Genomic DNA, 23263 nt, shown 5'->3' on the forward strand with positions numbered 1-23263 from the left:
CCTGATGACCCATCTGCCACTGACCCCGTTTCTGCCGCCGATGGATAAGGCCGAGGCCATCAATCTCGGCCTGCCGGAAAGCTGCGTCCCATGGCCTCTGGACCCGGCCGAGACCTTACCTTTCGATTGGCACGCCACCGGCAACACACCGCCCGGCGTTGTCGGCAGTCTTGCCCGGGCAAACGCCCTTGGTCCCTGGGACTGGCCGGAAAAGCCGGTGATCTTCATTTCCGACCTGCATGCCGATGCGGAAAGCCTGCTGCGATCGCTGACGGCGGCACGAGCAATCCAGCGCGATGGCGGCGGACTGACCGACTTCCACCTGACGCCTTTCGGACGCAGTTGCCAGTTCATCATTGGCGGGGATTGCCTGGACAAGGGCCCCAGCAATCTGGACCTTCTCGATAGTCTCGGTGCGCTGCTGAAAACCGGCGCCGATGTCGTCCTCCTCGCCGGCAACCATGATCTGCGGCTTTATCTCGGCCTTGAAGCCCTGACCGTGAAGCGCAGCTCGCTCAACGCCCATATGTTCGTGCGCATGGGCAAGAAGGTGATGCCACTCCTGAAGGAAGTTCATGACCGGTATGTCGATGATGCAACGGATCTCGACACCCTGCCCGACCAAGCGACTTGTTTCTCGCTGATGGTACCGGGGAAGAAATGGACCAGACAGTTTCCAAAGGTCGCCACCCGCTATCTAAGTGACGCCGCCATCCGCAAGGAAATGCAACGCCTCAAGAAAAAGGCGGACAAGTTCGCGGAACATGCCGCCGAGGTTGACCTCACAATTCGTCAGCTTTACGCCGCCGCTCTCAAATGCCGGGAGCTGTTTGTTGAGCCGGGTAGCCGCTACGCCTGGTTCTTTCAGAGCCTCAAGGCAGTGCACCAGAGCGGCTCGTTGCTGTTCGTGCATGCCGGCATCGACGACCAGATGGCTGCCCAGATCTCGGCAAAAGGCGTAGCCCACGTGAACCGTCGCTTTCGAAAGGAAAGCCGGAAAGACCCCTTCGTCTTCTATTCCGGCACCATCGCCAATCTGATGCGCACGAAATACCGGGATGTGGACCATCCCCTGACCGAAAACGGTGTCGACGATCTCCACCTTGCCGGCATCCGGATGCTGATACAGGGGCACGTCAACAGGCACAGCGGCCAGGAGCTGACGTCCAAACACGGCCTCTTGCACCTGGAAGCGGACATCACGCTCGACCGGCATTCGCGAAGCTCTGAGGGGCTGGAAGGCATCGGCACCGGCGCCACGATCATCTGTCCCGATGGCAACATAGTCGGGATCAGCCGGGACTATCCCCACGCCAAGCTGTTCAATCCGGCGCACATTCTCCAGCAACACGGATTGTCATCATGATGGAACGAAAGGGCCGTTTCCGGCACCAGTCCCTGCAGGACAAGAAATCGATCCAGAAACTGCTCGACGCCGTCAAGCGCGGCATCGCAAAGGGCGAGCTGCAATTCGGCGACGACACCGGCGAGATTACCCTGCACCCGAAAGGTCTTCTGGCCCTCAGGGTGACAGCCACCACGGAAGACGACCAGTCCCGCCTGGACCTTCGCATCACCTGGACAAACGATGGCCAGGACAAGAAGGACAATGGCAAGCTGAAGGTGAAGGGCGGATAGGGTGAGGCCCGGACGAAGCCATTGTCCTCCTCACCGTCATTCCGGACATCAGCCGCGCTCAAAGCGCGTCATCTCATGTCCCGAAACCTGGCCAAGACCGGAATGACAAGGATCGGGGTTTGTGAAGACATCTCCCCGCACCTTGATACCCAACCCGCCCTCAGCAGATCCGGGGCAGTTGCTCACCCGACAACCAGTCAACGACGCGGGACCCGCCGAAGCCGGTCTTCATGACGACCATGCAGCTGGCATCTTCCACGATCTCGCCGACCTTCGCAGCCCCCTCTCCCAGCGGGTGAGCCTTCATGACTGCAAGCAACCGGTCCGCATCCTCAGCCTCGCAAACGCAGATGAGTTTGCCTTCGTTGGCGACATAAAGCGGATCGAGCCCAAGCAGCTCGCAGGCCCCTTCCACATCCGGGCGAACCGGGATCTCTTCTTCTTCCAGCACCACCCCGACCTTTGAGGCAGCAGCGATTTCATTCAGGGCCGTTGCCAGCCCGCCCCGGGTCGGATCACGCAGGACGGACATGCCCGGCACCGCCTCGATCATCGCGGCGACCAGACCATGCAACGCGGCGCTGTCGGAAAGAATTTCGGTCTCGAAGTCCAGGTTTTCCCGCTTCGACAGGATGGCAACGCCATGATCGCCAATGGTGCCGGACAGGAGCACAGCCTGCCCCGGTCTCGCGGCAGACGGAGAGATAGAGACGCCCTCCGGCAAAACGCCGACTCCCGTGGTCGTGATGAAGACCCCGTCGCCCTTACCCTTTTCCACCACCTTGGTATCGCCCGACACCACCGGCACGCCGGCCTCGCGGGCGGCGCGTGCCATGGACATGACGATCCGTTCCAGATCCGCCAGCGGGAACCCTTCTTCCAGAATGAAACTTGCAGTCAGCGAGACCGGTCTGGCACCGGCCATGGCCACATCGTTCAAGGTTCCGTGCACCGACAGCGATCCGATATCGCCACCCGGAAAGAAAAGCGGCGAAATCACATGGGCGTCGGTCGACAGGACCAGTCGGCCAAGGGGCACTTCGAGCACCGCCGCATCGTGACCCTGGTCAAGAATGGGATTTTTCAGATGCCTGTGAAACAGATCTGCAATCAGCTCCGCCATGGCACGGCCGCCACCGCCGTGGGTCATGTCGACAGAACCGGTGCGGAACTTGGATTGCTGATCAATGCTGGTCACGCCGCCGCTCCCTTGGCGGCAGCAACCGCCTCGCGCTTGCGGCCATAGGTCCAGTAGGCGGCGCAAGCACCCTCGGAAGACACCATGCAGGCTCCCATCGGATTGTCCGGTGTGCAGACCGTGCCGAACAGCTTGCATTCGGTCGGTTTCTTCACTCCGCGCAGGATCGCCGGGCATTCACAGGATTTGACCTCGCGCGCCTCCTTCGGGCTGAGGGCAAAACGCTCCTCGGCATCGAAGTCGACATAGGCATCACGGATTTTCAGGGCGCTTTCGGGAACATAACCGAGCCCGCGCCATTCAAAGGTCCGGCGCAGCTCCAGCACCTCGTCAACCAGCCTCTGCGCCTTGCGATTGCCTTCCCTGGTCACGACACGGGTGTACTGGTTTTCCACCTCGTGCCGGCCTTCATTGATCTGGCGGATCAGCATCAGCGTCGACTGCATCACGTCGAGCGGCTCAAACCCGGCAATGACGACCGGCTTCCTGAAGTCCCGCGCCGCCGGTTCATAAGGAGCCCAGCCAATGACCGAGCTGACATGGGAGGGACCCAGAAAACCGTCGATCTTCACTGGTCGCTCGCCCGGTTCCGCCGGAGCGTTGACGATATGGGCAATGGCCGGAGGCGTCAGAACATGATTGCAGAAGACAGAGAAATTCTTCAGCCCCTCCGCCTTTGCCTGCAGGATCGCGACTGCCGTCGGTGGCGTCGTCGTTTCGAAACCGATGGCAAAGAACACCACCTGCCGCTCCGGGTTCTCCCGGGCAATGCGCAGTGCATCCTGGGTCGAATAGACCATCCGGATATCGGCCCCTTCGGCCTTGGCGCGGATCAGGCTTTTCTGCTTGGTTCCCGGCACGCGCATCATGTCGCCATAGGTGGTCAGGATCACGTTCGCCTTCAGTGCCAGCTCCACGGCGTCGTCGAGACGGCGAACCGGCAGGACGCAGACCGGACAGCCCGGCCCATGCACATACTCGACATTTTCCGGAACCAGGTCCTGCACCCCGTAGCGAAAGATCGCGTGGGTATGTCCACCACAGAATTCCATCAGATGATAACGTCGGTCCGGATGGGCTTCCTGTCGGATGGCAAGGGCGAGCTTTTCCGCCAGCTGTCCGTCCCGAAATTCCTTGATGTACTTCATGCGTCCACCCCCGCCACCGGTTCGCCTGCCATGTCCTCCAGCTCTTCGGCGAGGACGCCGGCTTCCGCCATCAGCTGCAAGGTGCGTTCTGCTTCTTCTTCGCTGAGCTTGTGCAGGGCATAGCCGACATGGACGAGAACATAGTCGCCGACGGCAACCTCCTCCAGCAGCGCGGTCGAGACCGGTTTGCGGATCCCCTCCAGGGCAACGGTTGCCATGGCGTCGCTGTCAATGGAAACGACCCTGGCGGGAATGGCAAGACACATGGACCGGACCTCCTATTCCGCTGCAAGGCCGCGCGCGTGCGCCACCTGCATCTTCAGAGCACCGTCGAGCCATGCCAGCCACCCATCCAGGCCATCGCCTGTGCGGGCCGACACTTGCAGGATCTGGATCTTGTGGTTGACCCGCCGCGCATTCCTGATCGCCGCCCCTACGCAGAAATCCACGTGTGGCAGAAGGTCGGTCTTGTTGAGGATCATCAGATCCGCATTGGCGAAGATATCCGGATATTTCAGAGGTTTGTCCTCGCCTTCCGTCACCGACAGGATCACCACCCTGAAGGCTTCGCCAAGATCGAAGGCTGCCGGGCACACCAGGTTGCCGACATTTTCGATGAATAGCACTCCGCCCTCATCCAGCGGCAGCTTTTCCAGAGCATGGCCAATCATATGCGCATCCAGATGGCAGCCCTTGCCGGTGTTGATCTGAACGGCGGGAGCACCCGTTTCGCGGATCCGGTCGGCGTCATTCGACGTCTGCTGATCGCCCTCGATAACTGCAGCAGGGGTCCTTCCTGCCATCCGCTTCAAGGTTTCAACGAGCAGCGATGTCTTGCCTGATCCGGGGCTGGAAACGAGATTGAGCGCCAGAACGCCTTTTGCAGTCAGCAAGGACCTGTTGCGGTCCGCGTAGGAATTGTTCTTGCCCAGAATGTCTTCTTCGATCCGGATCAGCCGTGCCTGGCTCATGCCCGGAACGGAAACACCCGCTTCACCCTCGCCGAAATGGACATGCCCGACGTCGTGTGTATGTGAATGTCCATGGCCGTGATGATGCGTCTCACGATCATGGTCGCCAGAACTGTTGCAGCCGCATACCGTACACATCACACCACCTCCAGTTCCCGGATCTTCAGCTCTTCGCCACTGACAACCTGCAGGGCTTCCGAGCCACATTCCGGGCAGCTATCGAACCGCGCCTTTACCGGCACGGTCTTGAAACAGGAAAGGCACAGCGCTTCGGCTGCAGGCCTTGAAATTTCCAGCACCGCGCCATCCGCCAGCGAGCCCTTCATGACGACGTCGAAGCCGAACTTCAGCGCTTCGGGTTCGACGCAGGACAAAGGCCCGATGTCGACGGCAACCCGCTTCACCCTTGTGAAGCTGTCCTTCGCCGCCTGGTCTTTCAAAATGTCGAGGATGCTTTCGCAAAGGGACATTTCATGCATCGGCAGCCTCCCGCTGGTGAGTTGCTGTTTGCAGCCAGTCCAGAAAGAAAGCCTCGGCTTCCGCCAGACTGGCGGCCGCCTTGACGGAAAGGCCTTCCTTCACCTCGCCAAACTCATAGCCGGAGATCCCCAGCACGAAGGCTTTCGGCGTGGCGCCGTAAAGGGTTTCGCACAGGGCGAGGACAGTTTCGGGAATCAGGCTATGACTGCCAAGAACTTCCGGTGCGCCCGGTGCGATTTCCCGGAACGAAAAAGCACCGTCCCCGCCGATCTCCGCATCGGCGAAGATCACCACATCATGGCCAGAGACCGCCAACGCATGTTCGGCAACGAGTTGGTAATCGGTTTCGACTTCCAGCCCCGGAAGAGTGCGCGCGGCAACGGCTTCGGACAAGGCCGGCCCAAGCCCGTCGTCCCCTCGCCCCGGATTGCCGTAGCCGATCAGCAGCATGAAGGCGTCCTCTCTTCAGGCACATAAAACCTTGCCGCACACAAATTCTCTCCATCGTCATCCCGGCCAAGCGCAGCGCGAGCCGGGATCGGGGAGCCACAAGTCTCTCCGGAATTCATTTCCAGAAAGAGAGTATCCGGCGCTCCGGTCCCGGACCTTCGCTTTGCTGCGTCCGGGATGACGATCTGAGAGGTAGCCATTCCGTCGGACCTCCCGTTCTCAAACACACTGCGTCTGGCTGTCGACCAGCGCGCCGTCCGCATTGAACAATTCCACCTGCAGCGGCATCTGGCCAAGGGCGTGGGTGGCGCAGGAAAGGCATGGGTCATAGGCGCGGATCGCGACTTCGACATGGTTCAACATGCCTTCGGTGATCTGCTCCTTGCCGGACAGATGCTTGATCGCGACATCCTTCACCGCCCGGTTCATGCCCTCGTTGTTATGGGTCGTGGAGACGATCAGGTTGCAATAGGTGACCTGGTCATGCTCATCGACCTTGTAATGATGGATGAGGTTGCCGCGCGGCGCCTCGATCACGCCGATGCCTTCCTCGCGCCGATCGCCCTTGGCAATCAGATCCGTCCCTTGCAGATCCGGATCGTTCAGCAGCTCCCTGATCTTTTCCACGCAATGCAGAACCTCGATCATGCGCGCCCAGTGATTTGCCAGCGTGGAGTTGTTGGGCGTGCCGCTGGTAACCGCCTTCAGCTCCCCAAGCGCGGCATTGGCCAGAGGCGTGTCGATGAAGCTTGCCGTGTTCATGCGCGCCAGTGGCCCGACCCTGTACCAGCCTGCGTCCGGTCCGAGCGATTTGATGAACGGAAATTTCATGTAGGACCAGGAGCGCACGTCTTCGACGATCAGCTCATGATACTTCGTGTAGGGAACCTGATCGAAGATCATGTCGCCGGTAGAGCTGAGGGCGCGCAAGTTGCCGTGATAAAGGTCGAGGGCACCGTCGCTCTCGCGCACCAGTGACATGTAGTTGGACGGGAACGAGCCGAACTCGGCAACGAGGTCCTCATGTTCGAGCGTATAGTCCCGCGCCAGCTTTACGGCATCCTGTGACCATTCAATCATCTGATCGACCGAGGCGAGGAAATGATCCCGCCGTTCGATGGGAAGATTGCGGTTGATGCCACCCGGAATGGCGCCGGTGCCGTGCACCTTCTTGCCCGCCGTTGCCTCGATGATTTCCTGCCCGTACTTGCGCATCAGGATGGCACGTTTCCCGAGTTCCGGATTTTCCTTGATCACCTCGAAGATGTTGCGCTTTTCCGCAGGCGCACCGAAGCCGAACAGGAGATCGGGCGCCGCCAGATGGAAGAAGTGCAGCACGTGGGACTGCATCACCTGGCCGTAATGCATCAGCCGGCGCATCTTTTCCGCCGTCGGCGTCAGTTGGTCGACCCCCGCGATCATGTCCATGGCTTTCGCCGCCGCCAGATGGTGGCTGACCGGGCAGATGCCACAAAGACGCTGAACAATCACCGGCACTTCCCACATCAGCCGACCGCGGATGAAACGTTCGAAGCCGCGGAATTCGACGATATGCAGCCGGGCTTCATCCACCTCGTTTTCCGCATTGAGATGGATGGTCACCTTGCCGTGCCCCTCCACCCGGGTGACGGGGGAGATTTCAATCAGTCTGGGTTCAGCCATTGCGATCTCCCTCAGTCGAACTTGATCATGTCACGCTCGAAGCCCCGGAACTTGCCGGTCAACAGCTTGGAAAGCGTGTCGAAGATGATGTCCCCACTCGGTGCACAACCCGGGATCTGGTAGTCGATCTCGACCACCTGGGAACAGGGGTAGACCTCGTCCAGCAACAGCGGCAGGGCCGGATCGTTGGGCACGTTGTGGGTGGTGTTGCGGATGTATTTGCCGGTGATATAGGCCTCGTCCAGGCATTCCCGCAGCGGCGCGTCGGAATGCATGATCGCGTTGCGCATCGCCGGCAGGCCGCCCATGATCGCGCATTGACCGAGCGCGACCAGCACATCGCAGTTGCGGCGGAAATCATGCAGCACATGCACGTTCTCCTCGTTGCAGCAGCCGCCCTCGATGATGCCGATGTCACAGCGCTGGGTGAACCGCTTCTTGTCGGTGAGCGGCGAACGGTCGACATCGACCAGTTGCATCAGTTCGATCAGACGTTCGTCGATATCCAGGATCGCCATGTGGCAACCGAAACAGCCGGCAAGGGAAGCGGTCGCGATCCGGGCCTTGGGCAGGTCGCTCATTTGCGCTTCTCCTCGATGTCGTGACCGATCAAGCCATGATCGAATTCCCGTTCGCCGATGGGAACGGCAAAGCCGACGCGCTTGCGGATGATGCAGCCGACCGGGCAGACCTCGGACGAGATCGCATGATCGGTCACCTGCGCATCCGTGTCGGCAAGGTTCTCGCCGTTGACCGCCACACGCCGGTGAATCCCGCGGCCGACATAGCCGAACACGCCCTTGCCATCGACATCCTGGGAGGCTCGGATGCAGCGACCGCATGAAATGCAGCGGTTGGTATCGAGTGCGATGTCCGGATGGGACGCATCCAGCGCCCGGCACGGTTCCAGATAGGGAAACCTGGTGGCTTCCGTCATGTCCAGCCGGTAGGCCATCGCCTGTAGCTCGCAATTGCCGCTGGCTTCACAGATTGGGCAGAGATGATTTCCCTCGTGAAACAGCATTTCCACCAGGTCCCGGCGCATCTTTGTAAGATGCGGGGTCTCGTTCTCCACCGCCTGGCCGGGTGCCGCCGGCTGTGTGCAGGCCGCCACGCTGCGTCCGCCAGCCTTCACCGTACAGACCCGGCAACTGCCCTGGTGGCGCAGGCCTTCGTGGTCACACAGGCGCGGAATATAGACCCCGGCTTCGTCGGCGGCTTCCATGATGGTCTGGCCCGCATAAGCGGCAATCTCCACCCCGTCGATGGTGAAGGAAAAGCCGGTCTCTTTCTTCGTGCCGCTCATTGGGTGAAATCCTTGTCGAAGATATAGGAGCGGCGCTTGGCGATCTTGCGTGCACCGTCGATGGCCGACTGGATGTCGAACGTGTCGCGAATGCCGTCCTTGCTCGGCTTGATCACCGCCGAATAGACCAGCGGAAAATTCTTCAAGGTGGTGAGGACCGGATTGGGCGACGTCATGCCGAGGCCGCAGCGGCTGGTCTCGATGATCGTTCCGGAAAGGTCCTTGAGGTAGTCGATGTCCTCCGGGTTCGCGAGACCCTTGCGGAACTTCTGGATCGCTTTCTGCAGGAAGACATTGCCGACCCGGCAGGGCGTGCAATAACCACAGCTCTCATGCACGAAGAAGGACATGTAGTATTCGACGATCTCCAGAACGTTGCGGTCGCCGTTGAAGACGATGATCGCTCCGCCGGTCGCAAGGTCGTCGAAGGTCAGTTTGCGATGAAAGCTGTCGCGGGCAATCATCGTGCCGCTCGGGCCGCCGACCTGCACCGCCGCGGCATCCTCGCCGCCGACCATCGCAAGCAGTTCCCAGACCGTGTGCCCGTAAGGCAGTTCATAGATGCCCGGGTTCAGGCAATCGCCACAGACGGAGAACAGCTTGGTGCCGTGCGACCCTTCCAGGCCCATCGCATTGAACCAGGCCGCCCCCCTGTCGAGAATGCGCGCGGCATGACAAAAGGTCTCCACGTTGTTGACCACCGTCGGATAGCCTAGGTACCCGCGATTGACCGGAAACGGCGGCCGTGTCTTGGGTTCGCCGGGCAGGCCCTCGCAGGAGCTGATGAGCGCACCTTCCTCGCCGCAGATATAGGCGCCAGCACCAAGCTGCAAGCGGACGTCGAAATCAAACCCTTTCACGCCAAGAATGTCCTTGCCGAGCAGGCCCCGCCGGCGGCGCTCTTCCAGCACCTGAAGCAGGAGCTCGCGCAGATAGACATATTCGCCGCGCAGATAGAGGATGCCCTCGCGCGCACCGACGGCCCTGGCTGCAATCGTCATGCCTTCGATCAGCAGATGCGGCCGTTCGGTCAAGAGGACACGGTCCTTGAATGTACCCGGTTCGCCTTCATCGGCATTGCAGATGACGAAGTGCTTTTCAGCGCGCTCGCTGGCGGCAAAACGCCATTTCCGGCCGGTGGTAAAGCCCGCGCCGCCACAGCCGCGCAGCCCGCTTTCCTCGATGGCCGAAATGATCTGCGTCGGGGTAATGGTGGCCGCCTTGGCAAGCCCGGCATCTTCCGGCACCGGACCGAGCAACACTTCGCCCGCGTGGCGGATGTTGTTGTCGACCATATGCAAGGCGCGTTCAGACGGTGTCAGCGCCTCGAACCGCTCGCTGATCAATTGCTCCGGGCGTCGGCCCGCCTTCAGCGCTTCCGCGGCGCTGCGCGCTGTCTCCGGCGTCAGCTTCGTCAGGACGATGTCGTTGACCATCGCGGCCGGAGCCTGATCGCACATGCCGATACAGGGGGTGTATTCCAGCGAAAAAACGCCGTCATTGCCGGTCTCGCCGACCTTCAGCCCAAGCACGTCCTCAAATGCGCAGGCAACATCTGACAGACCGGAAAAACGATCGACGATATCGTCGCACAGCCGGATGGTGATCCTGCCTTTCGGCGTCAATGACAGAAAGGAATAGAAACTGGCAACGCCTTCCACCTCGATCCGGGTGAGGCCGGTGGCAGCCGCAATATGGTCCATGGTCGCCGGGGCGATGCAGCGGTAGCGATCCTGCACCTCCCGCAGAATGTCGAGCATGCGATGCTTGTCGTTGCCGAATTGCGCGCAGATGGCGCCGATTTCTTCAGCAGGTACAGGCGCGGTTCCGCAGATGGCCGTCGAGACCCCGTTTCCGGTCTTGTGCCCGTTGTCCATGGCCCCTCCCTCCTGATACCCAAAGCAGACTGCACCCGAATGAGCACAGAAGTTGAACCGTTCCATCCGGAAACGACGGCTCGGTGTTGCGCACGGTCCTTAAATCGATTTGAAGTCAAACCGGATTGCAGCACATGATGACGATCGTCCGCAACAGGTGTGTGAAATTTCCTGGCGGGCTCACGCTTCCAGACTTGCAGGGAACCGTCTTTGAGGAAGATCAACCTGCATAAAATCGGGGCAGCGTGTGCCGTCACAAACCGGCAGTCGCATGCGAACCCGAACTCGCGATCTTGGACTCGCCGTTCCGGACTCCTGCAGGCTTGCCTCCAGCGATTACGTGAAGGACAGAACTTTTGCTGTCGGATGTTTTGAAGGCACCGGGATGGGAAGCGCCGATTGCTCAAGCGGCTTCAGCCACAAGCGCGCGCTTGCACATTCACACAAGGCTAGGTGCGTAAAGGCTATTACCCGCTCCGGACGGCACAGGCGGCCCGGAGCAGACCTGGATCACTTAGCGCAGTGGGCGCTGCGCGAAGGTGTTATAGGCTTGCAACTGCCCGCTCGAGCCGTTTCTGCTCTCAAGCCGTTCCAGGTTGATGATGGCAGACAGCATCAGCCGGTCCTGGCTCCAGTCGGCCGGTTTCTGGATCGACAAGGCCGACAGAAACACCACCGCCACCATGGGCAGCACCGCCAGACAGGTCACACCCCAATGAGGGCGAACCCGGTTGGTTTCCAGCAGGGCCTCTACCCGACGGCGCAGCTTCTGCGCAGGAGAGCGGCGCAACAGCCGGTCCTGCACTTCAAGCAGCGCGACGGCGGCGATACCGACGGACCTTTTGCGGGCTTCCTTGTCCTGGCGTTTGCGGAGCCCTGCCTGGGCGGCCCGCAACAGGCACATGCAATAGGACCTGAGATCAACGTGGGCATTTTCGGCGACCTTCTGATCGCAGGCGAGTTCACGCAGACGCTCGACCTCAGACTTCCACATGTAGAAGAACGGGTTCCAGAAGAACAAAGGCCGCAACAGTTCCAGCCCGATTTCCCAGGTGACGTCGCCCTGGCGCAGATGCTGGAATTCGTGCTTGAGAACCAGCTTCAGGTCTTCGGGTTCGGCCAGCAGGTCGGACGGGATGACCACATAATGGCGCATCAGGCCACGTGCGGAAAACGGCACCATGGCCCGATCCGAGAGCAGCAGTTGCACACGTCCGTTGCTCCGCCACTCGTGACAGGTGGACAGTACCCGGTACAAGCGGACGAAACTGACGAAAAGCTTCAAGGCGAAATAGCCGAACCCCGCCAGAAAGGCGAAGGCAATGCCGGCACCGAGGCCCGGCGACAGGGTCAGGATTTTCTCGCTCAATTGTGCCCGCAGCCCGAGCAGGGACTGAAAGTCCTCCGCCGAGATGGCAATGCCACCACGCAGATACTGCGACACGGCATAGTCAGCCAGATTGACAGACAGGGTCTGGGGCACCACCTCCGCCGACAGCATGTGCTGATAGCCCATGACGGCGAAGGGCGTTAGCAGGATCAGGGCGAACAAGCCGTTCAGCAGCCCAAGCTGAACGGAAAAGTCGACCCGTTTGCCGGACCGGGCCAGCAGAAGTTTGGCGCTTAGCCACACCATAGCGGTGATGGCCAGTGTGATGTTCAGATCGATATAAATATCGAAAATCTGGTTAAGTAGCGTCATCTGTCCTCCTCCTGCCCAGCAACGCTCTGATTTCCTCCAGATCGTCTCCCGTTAGTTCGTATTCATCGACAAGCCGGGCCACGAGCGACGCCGGCGTGCCATCGAACAGTTTTTCTGACAGGTTTCGGAGAGATCGGGACTGGTAGGTATCCCTGGTCAGCCGAGGGGTATAGATGAATGTCTTGCCTTCTTTGCGGCTGTCCACGAAGCCTTTTTCATCCAGGATCCGCATGATGGTGGCACAGGACGTATAGGCGAGTTTTCTCTCCGGCTGCAGACATGCAAGGATGTCCCGCACGGAGCCTTCGCCGAGTTTCCAGAGTTCAGTCATGAACTCCAGTTCGACTTCGGTCAAAAACTCGTTGCTTTTACGCTTTCTCATTACAGTCCTGCGCCGATTGCGGAATGGATGTGGCTTACAACATCTATTCATGCACCAGAATATCGGAAATTACTATGTCTTTAGTCGTCGAAGGGGTTCGGTTCTGCTTCCTTTGCGCAAGTGTCCGGAAGGACAAAGCGCGCGGAATTTCCGCGCGCTCTTTTCTCGTCAAACCTTCCAGAAGCAGAAGACACCCCAACCGATGCTCAGGGCCAGCGGCCACCAGAGCGGGTTGCCCACCAGACCGAGCCAGGCCAGAAAGATATAGGCCGTCCCCAGCAGGGTGATGAAGAGGCGGTCGCCGCGGGTCGTTTCCAGTCCCAGGACGCCCCGGCGGGCTGCGCCGCCGGGAAATTTCACTTCCAGGGCGGTCAGCACCCCGATTGCGGAAAAGATACCGACGAACAGCAGAGCCGTCGGCAAGGTCCAGGCCATCCAACCGAGCATCATACCCTCCCCAGGGCAAAGCCCTTGGCAATGTAGTTACGGACAAAATAGATGACGATGGCGCCGGGAATGATGGTCAGGGTCCCGGCTGCCGCCAGCAGACCCAGTTCGTAACCGGCGGAGGAAGCGGTTCGGGTCATCACGGCGGCAATGGGTTTCGCCTCGACGGCGGTGAGTGTCTTGGACAGCAGCATTTCCACCCAGGAGAACATGAAGCAGAAGAAGGCCGCCACTCCGACGCCGGACTTGATGGCCGGCAGGAAGATCGTCATGAAGAAGCGCGGGAAGGAATAGCCGTCCACATAGGCGGTTTCATCCAGTTCCTTTGGCACCCCGCTCATGAAACCTTCCAGGATCCAGACCGCCAGCGGCACGTTGAACAGGCAGTGTGCCAGTGCAACGGCAAGATGCGTGTCGAACAGGCCGACGGCCGAATAGAGCTGGAAGAACGGCAGCGCGAAGACGGCGGCCGGCGCCATGCGGTTGGTCAGCAGCCAGAAGAACAGGTGCTTGTCGCCCACGAAGGAATAGCGGGAGAACGCATAGGCTGCAGGCAGCGCGACGGTGATCGAAATGACCGTATTGATGGTCACATAGATGATCGAGTTGATGTACCCCCAGTACCAGGTTGGATCTGTGAAGATCTCGATGTAGTTCGCAAAGGTCCAGCTTTGCGGGAACAGGGTGAACCCCGACAGGATCTCGTTGGTGGTCTTGAAGCTCATCGCGACGAGCCAGTAGATCGGCAACATCAGGAAGAGGATGTAGATCACGGGAACCAGGCTTTTCAGGCGCATGACGGTTCTCCTCAGGACTTGTTATCGTTCATCGTCATCAGCGTGTAGAACAGCCAGGAGGCGAACAACGTGATGGCGAAGTAGATGAGGGACATGGCGGCTGCCGGTCCAAGGTCGAACTGACCAAGAGCGATCTTCACAAGGTCGATCGAGAGCAGTGTGGTGGAGTTGCCCGGACCGCCGCCCGTCAGCACGAAAGGCTCGGTGTAGATGTTGAAGCTGTCCATGAAGCGCAGCAGCACGGCAATGGTCAGCACCGTTTTCATCTTCGGCAGCTGGATGAAGCGGAACACCGCCCAACGGGACGCTCCGTCGATTTCGGCCGCCTGGTAGTAGGCGTTCGGGATCGAGACCAGACCGGCATAGGCCAGCAGCACGACCAGCGAGGTCCAGTGCCAGACGTCCATGACGATAATCGTCACCCAGGCAGCCAACGGGTTCTGGGTCATGTCATAGGAAATACCCAGGGTGTGGTTCAGGAAGTAACCGAGCAGGCCGATATCCGGCAGGGTGAAGATGTTCCACATGGCGCCGACCACGTTCCACGGAATCAGCATCGGCAGAGCCATGGTGACGAGGCAGAACGGTACCCAGAAACCCTTCTTGGGCATGGACAGCGCAATCGCGACACCAAGCGGCACCTCGATGATCAGGATCAGGAAGGTGAACAGGAACTGCCGGCCGAGCGCGTTGTGGAAACGCTCCGAGCGAAGCACCTGCTCGAACCAGTCGAGACCCTGCCAGAAGAACAGGTTGTCACCGAAGGTCTCCTGGACGGAATAGTTCACCACGGTCATCATCGGGATGAGCGCGTTGAAGGCGACGAGAAGAAGCACCGGGGTTACGAAGAACCAGGCGCGTTGGTTTTGCGTTTTCATCGGGCCCCTCCCTCGGGCTGGCTCGCCAGCCAGCCGTCCTTGTAGAGACGCGTCTGGGATTGTTTGAAGTCGAGCATCACGTCGTCTCCGGCATTGGGCGCTTCGCCCTCCAGAATGGCGTTGATGCGCATGTCATGAGCGATCGCCTCGACCACCTTGTGGCGGCCGATATCGGCGACCTTGCGGACCTTTGCCGCAATGCCCGTGCCGTCGGCGGACATCTTGACGAATTCCGGCCGGATGCCGATCTCCGCCGAGCCGTCGCCGGCACCCGTCACGGGGCCCTCAAGGTCGACCTTTTCACCGCGGAAGAAGGCTGCTCCGTTCTGAACGTCGCAGGGAAGAACATTCATGCCCGGAGACCCGATGAAGTGCCCGACGAAGGTGTGGGCCGGCCGTTCGAACAGGTCCACGGGTGTTCCGATCTGCACCACTTCGCCGTCCTGCATCACCACGACCTGGTCGGCAAACGTAAGCGCTTCGGTCTGGTCGTGCGTCACATAGATCATGGTTGCCCTGACCCTTTGATGCAGCTCTTTCAGCTTGGATCGCAGTTTCCATTTCAGATGCGGATCGATCACTGTCAGCGGCTCATCGAACATGACCACGTTGACATCCTCGCGGATGAGGCCGCGCCCCATGGAGATCTTCTGCTTGTTGTCCGGCGAAAGGTTTGCCGCACGGACCTTCAGCATGTCGGTGACTTCCAGCATTTCGGCGATCGCGGCGACCCGGCGCTTGACCGTGTCCTCGTCGCGACCCCGATTTCTCAGCGGAAAGGCCAGATTGTCGTAGACGGTCATCGTGTCGTAGATGACCGGAAACTGAAACACCTGCGCGATGTTGCGCTTTGCCGGAGGCAGGGACGTGACATCCTGATCGTTGAACAGGATCTTGCCTTCCGAAGGAACCAGCAGGCCGGAGATGATGTTCAGCAGAGTGGACTTGCCGCAACCCGAAGGGCCAAGCAGAGCGTAGGCGCCGCCGTCATCCCAGGTCAGGTCGATCTTCTTCAGGGCGTAATCTGCGTCGCTGGCCGGATCGGGCTGGTAGCTGTGGCGCAGATTGGAGAGTTTGATTTGTGCCATGATGTCCTCTCCTCAGGCAGCCAACTGGCCGTCAGGCGCAAAGAAGAAACAATGGCTCGGATCCAGATAGAACGTGTGGACCTCGCCGACGGAATAGGGATGAACACCGGGTGACAGCGAGACCCAGGCATTGCCGTCCATGTCGAAATGGGCGCTGCTTTCCGATCCGCTGAGTTCCGTCACCAGAACGCGGCCGTCAAGCTTCACCGTGTGATGCGCGCTTTCGACCGGCATGACATGGTTGGGCCGGATCGCAAGGGTGTAAGTGCCATCGCTCAGCCCCGACGCCGCGCCTGTCACCTGCCAGCGTGTACCCTCGTTCAGGATCACCGTATCACCCTGCTTGGTGACCGGAGCGATATTGATCGGCGGGTTCGAAAACACCTTGGCGGCATCCAGGTCCTTCGGCTTGCGATAGATATCGGCGGTCGGGCCGAACTGAACCACATTGCCATCGGTCATAAGGGCCGTGTTCCCGCCCAGAAGCAGGGCTTCCTCGGGCTCGGAGGTCGCATAGACCACGACCGCACCGCGGCCTGCGAAGAGCTCGGGAAGCTGATCGCGCAGTTCCTCGCGCAGCTTGTAGTCGAGGTTGGCGAGCGGCTCGTCGAGAAACACCGCATCGCTTTCCTTGACGATGGCCCGTGCCAGCGCCGTGCGCTGCTGCTGACCACCGGACAATTCGTGCGGTTTCCGGTTGAGATACGGGTTCAGCTTCATGAGCCTTGCCGCTTCTTCCACCCGCCCTTCGATCTCCGACCTTGCGACACCGGCGACTTTCAGCGGTGAGGCGATATTGTCGAAGACAGACATGTGCGGGTAGTTGACGAAAAACTGATGCACCAGGCTGATGTTGCGCTTTTGCGCAGACAGGCGCGACACGTCCTTGCCATTGAGTACGATCTGCCCGGTGGCCAGGCTGTCGAGGCCAGCCATCAGCTTGATCAGCGAGGTCTTGCCCGAGCCGGTTTCCCCAAGCAGAACGTTGAAGTGACCGGGATGCAGCGTCAGGCTCGTTTCCTTGACATGGGTGATGCCTGCAACGCGCTTGCTGACGTTCTTAAGTTCTAGAGACATTTATTTTTCGCCCGCGTCCGGACAGGTGCAAGTGGCGAAACATCGATTTCGCGCCCTGTCGCTTCGGATCGGTGGTGGACCGGGGAAAGACCCCGGTCCGGTTTCGTAGGTGATGGGTGCCCGGGCATCGTGTGCTGTCTGGCAGACACGACGCCCCTGCACGTTGACGCCTGGGGTTACTTTTCAGCCCAGCGTGCGACCAGCTCGTCGTAGTTCACGGTCTGGCCCTGCGGCTTCTCGTTTTCGAGCTTGGCTTTCGGAGCGCCCGGCTTGTCCAGCCATTCCTGCGGATCCGATTCCTCGTTCAGACGCGGACCGCAACCGCCGTAGACGTTGGCGCGTTCGTCAGCCTGCTGCATGCGGGCCATGACGATGTCCATTTCCTCGGCCAGACGGTCCATCGCTTCCTGCGGCGTGAAGGCGCCGGAGTTCACGTCACCGATCTGCTGCCACCAGATCTGGGCCAGCTTCGGATAGTCCGGAACGTTGACACCGGTCGGGGACCAGGCAACACGGTCAGGCGAGCGGTAGAACTCGACCAGGCCGCCAAGCTTCGGAGAACGCTCGGTAAAGGACTCGTGGCGGACGGTACTGTCGCGGATGAAGGTGAGACCGACATGGCTCTTCTTCACGTCAACCGTCTTGGAGACAACGAACTGGGCATAGAGCCATGCGGCCTTTGCACGGTCCACCGGAGTGGAGTTCAGGATGGTCCAGGAACCCACGTCCTGGTAGCCGACCTTCTGGCCTTCTTCCCAGTAAGGACCATGGGGGCTCGGTGCCATGCGCCACAGCGGCGTACCTTCGTCGTCAACCGTGTTGTTGCCTTCCGACTTCGGCTTCACCATGTCCGCGGTGAACGCGGTGTACCAGAAGATCTGCTGGGCAACGTTGCCCTGGCTCAGAGCCGGCAGGGACTGGTAGAAGTCGAAGCTTGCGGCGCCCGGAGGCGCATAGTTGCGCAGCCATTCGTCCCACTTGCGGATTGCATAGACAGCCGCCGGGCCGTTTGCTGCACCGCCACGGGAAACCGAAGCGCCAACCGGATTACAGGTGCCGGCTTCCATGCGGATGCCCCACTCGTCAACCGGTACGCCGTTCGGCTCACCCTTGTCACCTGCGCCCGCCATGGACAGCCAGGCATCGGTCATGCGCCAGCCGAGATCCGGTGCGCGCTTGCCGTAGTCCATGTGACCGTAGATCTGAACGCCGTCGACTTCCTTGACGTCCTTGGTGAAGAACTCCGCAATATCCTCATATGCGGACCAGTTCACCGGCACGCCGAGTTCATAGCCGTATTTGTCCTTGAAGGCCTTCTTCAAGTCTTCGCGGTCAAACCAGTCCTTGCGGAACCAGTAGAGGTTCGCGAACTGCTGGTCGGGCAACTGATAGAGGTCGCCGTCCGGGCCGGTCGTGAACTGGGTGCCCATGAAGTCGTCCAGGTCGAGACCAGGGTTGGTGACATCCTTGGCGTCGCCGTTCATCCAGTCGGTCAGGTTGTAGGCCAGCTGCAAACGGGAATGGGTGCCGATCAGGTCGGAATCGTTGACATAGGCGTCATAGAGGTTCCGGCCGGTCTGCATCTGGGTCTGCACGGCCTGCACCACTTCCCCTTCGCCGAGGATCTGGTGATTGACCTTGATACCGGTGATTTCTTCAAAGGCCTTGGTCAGAACTTCCGACTCGTAAGAGTGGGTCGGAATGCCTTCGGACAGGACGTTGATTTCCATGCCCTTGAACGGCTCGGCCGCATTGATGAACCACTGCATTTCTGCAAGCTGCTCGTCTTTTGACAGAGCGGATGGCTGGAATTCCTGGTCGATCCACTTTTGCGCCGCTGCTTCATCGGCAAAAGCGGACCCTGCCCCCGCAAGCACAGCACCAGCTGCGACTGCGGTGAGTAGATACTTACGCATCTGCATCTCCTCCCGTGAGATATTAAACGCCGTCATTAACCGGCTACGAATAGATGGTCACAGCATCGCCATGTTGTCAAACTAAATTTTTAGTAGATAGAAAAGCCTACTCCAATGAGCGGCAAATATATGTTTTTAAAGGCTTTTCGAGAACGTAAGCAAGACCAGAACTCGATCCGGAAACCCGGTCACCTGTCAATCAGTGCCCATAGTGTGGCACAAATTTGACATCACCTGTAGCACGAAATCGGGTTTCGAGTCTTTCATATTTTTCTAAGTCATACTTCTATTGAGGTTCGTTTTGCATCGCAAAACGAAAATCGAATACAGATTTTGCACTGCAGCACAGTCGTGACACAGCCGCGATACAGTCCCTGTGTGCTCATGCCGGCTCTAACCGGGAAGTCAGACGCCACACCCGCGGCGCGCGTCCCGCATCCCCGTGCATCGTCCGGCCGACGGTCTCGGATAGGCGCAGGGCAAAAGAAGACCTGCGTTGACGCAACCGTTTGAGCGGCTATGTCAAAGGACAGACGATTGTCTTGCTCTGGCCAAACCTTCAACGGAAGGACAACAAAATCCGATGACCACTTTTCCGACCGATGCACCTGTCCTGGTGACGGGAGCCACGGGGTATGTCGCCGGCTGGCTGGTGAAGGAATTGCTCGATGCCGGCCTCACCGTGCATGCTGCCGTCCGCGATCCGGAGCGGCGGAAGAAAACCGGACATCTTCAGGATATTGCCGAGAACTCGCCAGGAACGCTTCGCCTGTTCAGGGCCGATCTCCTGGAGGACGGCTCCTATGCCGAGGCAATCGCAGGCTGTTCCGTTGTGTTCCACACGGCTTCGCCTTTCACCACGACCGTCAGGGACCCGCAACGGGAACTGATCGATCCGGCTGTGAAGGGCACACGGAACGTACTGGAAACCGCGGCTCGGACACCAAGTGTCAAACGCGTTGTCGTCACCAGTTCCTGCGCCGCTATCTACACTGATGCAATCGATTGTTCGAAAGCCCCCGGCGGCAAGCTGACTGAAGAAGTCTGGAACACCACCGCCTCCCTCGACTATCAGCCCTACAGCTATTCCAAGACACTCGCGGAACAGGAAGCGTGGAAGATTACCGAGGCGCAGGATCAATTCAAACTGGTCACCGTCAATCCGTCGCTGGTGATCGGCCCGGCCCTGAACCCACGGCCGACGTCGGAAAGCTTCAACATCATCCGCCAGATGGGCGACGGCACAATGAAGCGGGGAGCACCAAAACTCGGCCTGGGTGTCGTGGATGTCCGCGATCTTGCCAAGGCCCATATGGAGGCAGGCTTCAGGGAAGACGCGAAAGGCCGGCACATCGTCTCCGGCCACAACACCAACATTCTGGAGCTATGCAAGGTGCTGGTTGAGAAATACGGCGACCGCTACCCGCTCCCGCGCCAGTCCCTGCCGAAATGGATCGTCTGGCTGGCCGGGCCGATTGCCGGCGGCATTTCGCGGAAATTCGTAACCAACAATGTCGATGTGAAATGGAGAGCGGACAATTCCAAGAGCAAGCGCGCCCTGGGTGTTACCTACCGGCCGATGAAAGTCTCCATGGAAGAGATGTTCCAGCAGATGATCGACGCCGGGGCCTTCGGAAAGTAGCTCGCTTCAGATCACGCCCTCTCCGTTCGCTGAGGTCACGGTATGGATTGCAGGGTCAAGCCCTGCAATGACGGAAGTTGGGTAAAGCATCGCCGTGACCATGTCCTCCGTTTTCCGACTCGTTCCCAGTCATCCCATGGCTAGACCATGGGATCCATGCCGTTGCCCTTGGGCCAGACCGCAGCCCCGGCTGGCATGGTCAAGGTGTGGTTTGCCTGGGGCAAGCCCTGAAAAGATCGAAGTCAGGTGAGGTGTAATTTCGCCAGCAAAGGCAATTGAGCCCAACCACCTTGATCCCGGCGACGCGAGAACCGGGACTGGGGAACCTCAGGATTTCAAAAAGAAAAGGCGCAGCCGGAAGCCGCGCCTTTCCTGATGAGAAAAACCCGAAGTGGGTCTTACATCTTGCACTCGTCTGAATAGGCATCGCCGTGATCGGTGAGGGCCGTTCCGACGATCTTGTTGGTATAGACGTCACCTTCCTTGATCACCTCACGGACATAAATGTCCTGGATCGGGTGATGGTTCGGGCCGAAGCTGAACTTGCCGCGCACGGACGGGAAGTCTGCTGCTTCAAGGGCTGCCCGGAATGCGTCAGCGTCCGTCACATCCGCCTTGGCCATGGCCGACAGCAACAGGTTGGCCGTGTCGAAACCCTGAGCCGCATAGAGCGACGGCAGGCGGCCATATTCGGCCTGGAAGCTTTCGACAAAGGCCTTGTTGGCATCATTGTCGATGTCCTTGCTCCACTGGCTGGTGTTCTTCACACCCAGCGCCGCATCACCGACCGCCTGCAGGATGCCCTGGTCGAAGGAGAAAGCCGGACCGACGACCGGAAGCCCGATGCCGCTGTCGGCATATTGCTTCAGGAAGGAAATGCCCATGCCGCCGGGCAGGAAGAAGAAGACGCTGTCGGCGCCCGATGCGCGGATCTGGGCCAACTCGGCCGCATAGTCCGTCTGGCCAAGCTTGGTGTAGATCTCACCCGCCAGTTCACCGCCGTAGTAGCGCTTGTAGCCGGTGAGCGAATCCTTGCCGGCCGGATAGTTCGGCGCCAGGATAAAGCTCTTCTTGAAACCAGCTTCCTTGGCATAGGCGCCGGCGGCCTCGTGCAAGTTGTCATTCTGATAGGCGACGCTGAAATAGTTCGGATGGCACCCCTTGCCGGCCAGCGCGGATGGACCCGCATTCGGCGACAGGTAGAACTTGCCCTGGGCGGTTACCGACGGCACGACGGCCATGGCCAGGTTCGACCAGATAATGCCCGTCAGAACATCAACCTTGTCGGACTGGATCATCTTGTCGGCAAGCTGCACGGCAACGTCCGGCTTGCGCTGGTCATCCTCGACGATCACTTCCAGGTCCTTGTTGCCGGCCTGCTTGACCGCCAGCATGAACCCGTCGCGCGCATCGATGCCAAGTCCCGCGCCACCGCCGGACAGCGTGGTGATCATGCCGACCTTGACCGGTTCGGCCTGGGCAGCGCCTGCCAGGATGGCCACCAGGCTGGCAGCCGCAGCAAATTGTTTCAACATAGGAAATCCCCTCTCTTCAATCCCTTGAGCCCGCTTGCGGAGCTCTTGAAACCTCACTCTATCGGCACAAACGCCGATGGCAAACATGCATTTCGTCGAAGAGCGACGGCTCGCCGATCCAGTCAAAGAGCAGTTCGCACATGCCAGAGTTCAGGGAAAAGTTCGACTTCCAGCATGCGCTTCAGATAGCTGACGCCGCCAGTCCCTCCTGTCCCGCGCTTGAAGCCGATGACCCGTTCCACGGTGGTGACATGGTTGAACCGCCAACGGCGGAAATAATCTTCCAGATCGACCAGTTTCTCGCCAACCTCGTAAAGCGCCCAGTGGGCGGAGGGATCCCGATAAACCTTCTGCCAGAGCGCCATGATCTCGGGAACTTCACGGTGCGGTGCAGATGAAGGGGCCGCGATGGTGTCGTCCGGCACGTCGAGCCCCTGCCGGCGGGCAAAGGCAAGCACGACCTGGTAAAGGCTCAGACGTGCCAGTTCCGCGTTCAGCAGGGTGACGCCTTCCGGATCGTGTTCATGCGGTCTGATCATCGCCGTGTTCCGGTTGCCCAGCGCGTATTCGATCAACCGGTACTGCAGTGACTGGAAGCCGGAGGACATGCCCAGCGCATCCCGGAACTGGGTGTAATCGCTGGGTGTCATTGTCCGCAGCACATCCCAGGCGGAATTAAGCTGCTCCATGATACGGCTGACGCGAGCAAGGAGCTTCATCGCTTGCGGCATGTGATCTTCGGCAATCGCATCGCGAGCCGCGTTCAGCTCATGCAGCATGAGCTTCATCCACAATTCAGACGTCTGGTGCTGAATGATGAAAAGCAGCTCGTCAGGCGCATCCGACAAGGGCGCCTGTGCACTCAGTATCCGCGGCAACCCAAGATAATCGCCATAGGACATCTTGTCGGCAAAGCGCATTTCAGCGCCTTCCGTTTCGGGATTGTAGGCTTTGCCCGGTTCGACTTCATCGCTCATGGCTCTCTCCCGCTGGACTCTTCAAACGGTCCTTCCACGGCATCTATAGCGTCCGGACAACGGACTTGGATAGGAGAGATTTCAAAGCGTTA

23 protein-coding genes are annotated in these 23263 nt (G+C 59.8%); 3 read left to right on the forward strand and 20 right to left on the reverse strand.

The features are described from left to right. Positions 1 to 4: 4 nt before the first annotated feature. Together ACYQ54_RS08380 and ACYQ54_RS08385 are read left to right on the forward strand one after the other, a co-directional pair. Positions 5 to 1366, forward strand: coding sequence for a metallophosphoesterase (locus ACYQ54_RS08380; protein WP_460081053.1), 1362 nt, complete (start codon positions 5 to 7; stop codon positions 1364 to 1366). Then, positions 1363 to 1638 carry an amphi-Trp domain-containing protein gene (locus ACYQ54_RS08385; protein ID WP_460081054.1) on the forward strand — a complete coding sequence of 92 codons (276 nt, stop codon included), beginning with the start codon at positions 1363 to 1365 and terminating at the stop codon, positions 1636 to 1638. The genes ACYQ54_RS08380 and ACYQ54_RS08385 overlap by 4 nt, the downstream gene beginning before the upstream one ends. A gap of 160 nt (positions 1639 to 1798) precedes the next feature. Here ACYQ54_RS08385 and hypE read toward each other — a convergent pair whose 3' ends face one another. The 18 genes from hypE to ACYQ54_RS08475 form a co-directional block, all read right to left on the reverse strand. Beyond that, a complete protein-coding gene (gene hypE / locus ACYQ54_RS08390; protein ID WP_460081712.1) occupies positions 1799 to 2788 on the reverse strand; it encodes a hydrogenase expression/formation protein HypE in 990 nt (329 codons plus the stop codon). Between the two features lie 44 nt (positions 2789 to 2832). Next, positions 2833 to 3984 carry a hydrogenase formation protein HypD gene (gene hypD / locus ACYQ54_RS08395; RefSeq protein WP_460081056.1) on the reverse strand — a complete coding sequence of 384 codons (1152 nt, stop codon included), beginning with the start codon at positions 3982 to 3984 and terminating at the stop codon, positions 2833 to 2835. Then, positions 3981 to 4250, reverse strand: coding sequence for a HypC/HybG/HupF family hydrogenase formation chaperone (locus ACYQ54_RS08400; RefSeq protein WP_460081057.1), 270 nt, complete (start codon positions 4248 to 4250; stop codon positions 3981 to 3983). The genes hypD and ACYQ54_RS08400 overlap by 4 nt, the downstream gene beginning before the upstream one ends. Before the next feature lie 12 nt (positions 4251 to 4262). Next, positions 4263 to 5093, reverse strand: coding sequence for a hydrogenase nickel incorporation protein HypB (hypB, locus tag ACYQ54_RS08405; RefSeq protein WP_460081060.1), 831 nt, complete (start codon positions 5091 to 5093; stop codon positions 4263 to 4265). Continuing rightward, positions 5093 to 5434, reverse strand: a complete 342-nt coding sequence (gene hypA / locus ACYQ54_RS08410) for a hydrogenase maturation nickel metallochaperone HypA (protein WP_460081062.1) — start codon at positions 5432 to 5434, stop codon at positions 5093 to 5095. Before hypA ends, hypB begins: the two co-directional genes overlap by 1 nt. Continuing rightward, positions 5427 to 5885, reverse strand: a complete 459-nt coding sequence (locus ACYQ54_RS08415) for a hydrogenase maturation protease (protein ID WP_460081064.1) — start codon at positions 5883 to 5885, stop codon at positions 5427 to 5429. The genes hypA and ACYQ54_RS08415 overlap by 8 nt, the downstream gene beginning before the upstream one ends. A 219-nt stretch (positions 5886 to 6104) precedes the next feature. Beyond that, the gene (locus tag ACYQ54_RS08420; RefSeq protein WP_460081066.1) at positions 6105 to 7547 is read right to left on the reverse strand and encodes a Ni/Fe hydrogenase subunit alpha; all 1443 of its coding nucleotides are present in this window, start codon (positions 7545 to 7547) and stop codon (positions 6105 to 6107) included. An 11-nt stretch (positions 7548 to 7558) separates the two neighbouring features. Continuing rightward, positions 7559 to 8128 (reverse strand): NADH-quinone oxidoreductase subunit B family protein, encoded by a 570-nt coding sequence (locus ACYQ54_RS08425; protein ID WP_460081068.1) that lies wholly within the window; start codon positions 8126 to 8128, stop codon positions 7559 to 7561. Next, positions 8125 to 8853, reverse strand: a complete 729-nt coding sequence (locus ACYQ54_RS08430) for a 2Fe-2S iron-sulfur cluster-binding protein (protein ID WP_460081071.1) — start codon at positions 8851 to 8853, stop codon at positions 8125 to 8127. The genes ACYQ54_RS08425 and ACYQ54_RS08430 overlap by 4 nt, the downstream gene beginning before the upstream one ends. Further along, positions 8850 to 10730 carry an NAD(P)H-dependent oxidoreductase subunit E gene (locus tag ACYQ54_RS08435; RefSeq protein ID WP_460081073.1) on the reverse strand — a complete coding sequence of 627 codons (1881 nt, stop codon included), beginning with the start codon at positions 10728 to 10730 and terminating at the stop codon, positions 8850 to 8852. The genes ACYQ54_RS08430 and ACYQ54_RS08435 overlap by 4 nt, the downstream gene beginning before the upstream one ends. 514 nt (positions 10731 to 11244) lie before the next feature. After that, positions 11245 to 12432: a M56 family metallopeptidase gene (locus tag ACYQ54_RS08440; protein ID WP_460081076.1), complete on the reverse strand. Its 1188-nt coding sequence runs from the start codon at positions 12430 to 12432 to the stop codon at positions 11245 to 11247. Beyond that, entirely contained in the window at positions 12419 to 12814 is a 396-nt protein-coding gene (locus ACYQ54_RS08445) for a BlaI/MecI/CopY family transcriptional regulator (protein WP_460081079.1), read from the reverse strand. Before ACYQ54_RS08445 ends, ACYQ54_RS08440 begins: the two co-directional genes overlap by 14 nt. A 168-nt stretch (positions 12815 to 12982) precedes the next feature. Further along, on the reverse strand, positions 12983 to 13264 hold the full coding sequence (locus ACYQ54_RS08450) for a DUF2160 domain-containing protein (protein WP_023003070.1): 282 nt from the start codon (positions 13262 to 13264) through the stop codon (positions 12983 to 12985). Then, positions 13261 to 14058, reverse strand: a complete 798-nt coding sequence (locus ACYQ54_RS08455; protein WP_460081081.1) for a carbohydrate ABC transporter permease — start codon at positions 14056 to 14058, stop codon at positions 13261 to 13263. The genes ACYQ54_RS08450 and ACYQ54_RS08455 overlap by 4 nt, the downstream gene beginning before the upstream one ends. Before the next feature lie 11 nt (positions 14059 to 14069). Then, positions 14070 to 14936, reverse strand: coding sequence for a carbohydrate ABC transporter permease (locus tag ACYQ54_RS08460; RefSeq protein ID WP_460081083.1), 867 nt, complete (start codon positions 14934 to 14936; stop codon positions 14070 to 14072). Next, positions 14933 to 16024 carry an ABC transporter ATP-binding protein gene (locus ACYQ54_RS08465; protein ID WP_460081084.1) on the reverse strand — a complete coding sequence of 364 codons (1092 nt, stop codon included), beginning with the start codon at positions 16022 to 16024 and terminating at the stop codon, positions 14933 to 14935. Before ACYQ54_RS08465 ends, ACYQ54_RS08460 begins: the two co-directional genes overlap by 4 nt. 12 nt (positions 16025 to 16036) lie before the next feature. Beyond that, the gene (locus ACYQ54_RS08470; protein WP_460081086.1) at positions 16037 to 17101 is read right to left on the reverse strand and encodes an ABC transporter ATP-binding protein; all 1065 of its coding nucleotides are present in this window, start codon (positions 17099 to 17101) and stop codon (positions 16037 to 16039) included. A 176-nt stretch (positions 17102 to 17277) separates the two neighbouring features. After that, positions 17278 to 19017, reverse strand: coding sequence for an ABC transporter substrate-binding protein (locus ACYQ54_RS08475; protein WP_460081088.1), 1740 nt, complete (start codon positions 19015 to 19017; stop codon positions 17278 to 17280). A 583-nt stretch (positions 19018 to 19600) separates the two neighbouring features. Here ACYQ54_RS08475 and ACYQ54_RS08480 point away from each other — a divergent pair. Beyond that, on the forward strand, positions 19601 to 20659 hold the full coding sequence (locus ACYQ54_RS08480) for an NAD-dependent epimerase/dehydratase family protein (protein WP_460081089.1): 1059 nt from the start codon (positions 19601 to 19603) through the stop codon (positions 20657 to 20659). 398 nt (positions 20660 to 21057) lie between these two features. Here the strand turns inward: ACYQ54_RS08480 and ACYQ54_RS08485 are convergent, their stop codons facing one another. Both ACYQ54_RS08485 and kynA read right to left on the reverse strand, forming a co-directional pair. After that, positions 21058 to 22194, reverse strand: coding sequence for an ABC transporter substrate-binding protein (locus ACYQ54_RS08485; protein WP_460081091.1), 1137 nt, complete (start codon positions 22192 to 22194; stop codon positions 21058 to 21060). Between the two features lie 122 nt (positions 22195 to 22316). After that, complete coding sequence (kynA, locus tag ACYQ54_RS08490) at positions 22317 to 23171, reverse strand: tryptophan 2,3-dioxygenase (RefSeq protein ID WP_460081093.1); 855 nt, start codon at positions 23169 to 23171, stop codon at positions 22317 to 22319. Positions 23172 to 23263 lie beyond the last annotated feature (92 nt).

The sequence above is a fragment of the Roseibium sp. LAB1 genome (assembly GCF_054658235.1).

What these genes read in the sequence shown, in the direction of transcription:
- ACYQ54_RS08475 (WP_460081088.1), bottom strand. Translation starts at nt 19,017, where the DNA reads ATGCGTAAGTATCTACTCACCGCAGTCGCAGCTGGTGCTGTGCTTGCG.
- hypD (WP_460081056.1), bottom strand. Translation starts at nt 3,984, where the DNA reads ATGAAGTACATCAAGGAATTTCGGGACGGACAGCTGGCGGAAAAGCTC.
- ACYQ54_RS08480 (WP_460081089.1), top strand. Translation starts at nt 19,601, where the DNA reads ATGACCACTTTTCCGACCGATGCACCTGTCCTGGTGACGGGAGCCACG.
- ACYQ54_RS08400 (WP_460081057.1), bottom strand. Translation starts at nt 4,250, where the DNA reads ATGTGTCTTGCCATTCCCGCCAGGGTCGTTTCCATTGACAGCGACGCC.
- ACYQ54_RS08380 (WP_460081053.1), top strand. Translation starts at nt 5, where the DNA reads ATGACCCATCTGCCACTGACCCCGTTTCTGCCGCCGATGGATAAGGCC.
- ACYQ54_RS08455 (WP_460081081.1), bottom strand. Translation starts at nt 14,058, where the DNA reads ATGCGCCTGAAAAGCCTGGTTCCCGTGATCTACATCCTCTTCCTGATG.
- ACYQ54_RS08465 (WP_460081084.1), bottom strand. Translation starts at nt 16,024, where the DNA reads ATGGCACAAATCAAACTCTCCAATCTGCGCCACAGCTACCAGCCCGAT.
- ACYQ54_RS08450 (WP_023003070.1), bottom strand. Translation starts at nt 13,264, where the DNA reads ATGATGCTCGGTTGGATGGCCTGGACCTTGCCGACGGCTCTGCTGTTC.
- ACYQ54_RS08485 (WP_460081091.1), bottom strand. Translation starts at nt 22,194, where the DNA reads ATGTTGAAACAATTTGCTGCGGCTGCCAGCCTGGTGGCCATCCTGGCA.
- ACYQ54_RS08440 (WP_460081076.1), bottom strand. Translation starts at nt 12,432, where the DNA reads ATGACGCTACTTAACCAGATTTTCGATATTTATATCGATCTGAACATC.
- hypE (WP_460081712.1), bottom strand. Translation starts at nt 2,788, where the DNA reads ATGACCCACGGCGGTGGCGGCCGTGCCATGGCGGAGCTGATTGCAGAT.
- ACYQ54_RS08425 (WP_460081068.1), bottom strand. Translation starts at nt 8,128, where the DNA reads ATGAGCGACCTGCCCAAGGCCCGGATCGCGACCGCTTCCCTTGCCGGC.
- ACYQ54_RS08420 (WP_460081066.1), bottom strand. Translation starts at nt 7,547, where the DNA reads ATGGCTGAACCCAGACTGATTGAAATCTCCCCCGTCACCCGGGTGGAG.
- ACYQ54_RS08460 (WP_460081083.1), bottom strand. Translation starts at nt 14,936, where the DNA reads ATGAAAACGCAAAACCAACGCGCCTGGTTCTTCGTAACCCCGGTGCTT.
- ACYQ54_RS08445 (WP_460081079.1), bottom strand. Translation starts at nt 12,814, where the DNA reads ATGAGAAAGCGTAAAAGCAACGAGTTTTTGACCGAAGTCGAACTGGAG.
- ACYQ54_RS08385 (WP_460081054.1), top strand. Translation starts at nt 1,363, where the DNA reads ATGATGGAACGAAAGGGCCGTTTCCGGCACCAGTCCCTGCAGGACAAG.
- hypA (WP_460081062.1), bottom strand. Translation starts at nt 5,434, where the DNA reads ATGCATGAAATGTCCCTTTGCGAAAGCATCCTCGACATTTTGAAAGAC.
- ACYQ54_RS08430 (WP_460081071.1), bottom strand. Translation starts at nt 8,853, where the DNA reads ATGAGCGGCACGAAGAAAGAGACCGGCTTTTCCTTCACCATCGACGGG.
- ACYQ54_RS08470 (WP_460081086.1), bottom strand. Translation starts at nt 17,101, where the DNA reads ATGTCTCTAGAACTTAAGAACGTCAGCAAGCGCGTTGCAGGCATCACC.
- ACYQ54_RS08415 (WP_460081064.1), bottom strand. Translation starts at nt 5,885, where the DNA reads ATGCTGCTGATCGGCTACGGCAATCCGGGGCGAGGGGACGACGGGCTT.
- ACYQ54_RS08435 (WP_460081073.1), bottom strand. Translation starts at nt 10,730, where the DNA reads ATGGACAACGGGCACAAGACCGGAAACGGGGTCTCGACGGCCATCTGC.
- kynA (WP_460081093.1), bottom strand. Translation starts at nt 23,171, where the DNA reads ATGAGCGATGAAGTCGAACCGGGCAAAGCCTACAATCCCGAAACGGAA.
- hypB (WP_460081060.1), bottom strand. Translation starts at nt 5,093, where the DNA reads ATGTGTACGGTATGCGGCTGCAACAGTTCTGGCGACCATGATCGTGAG.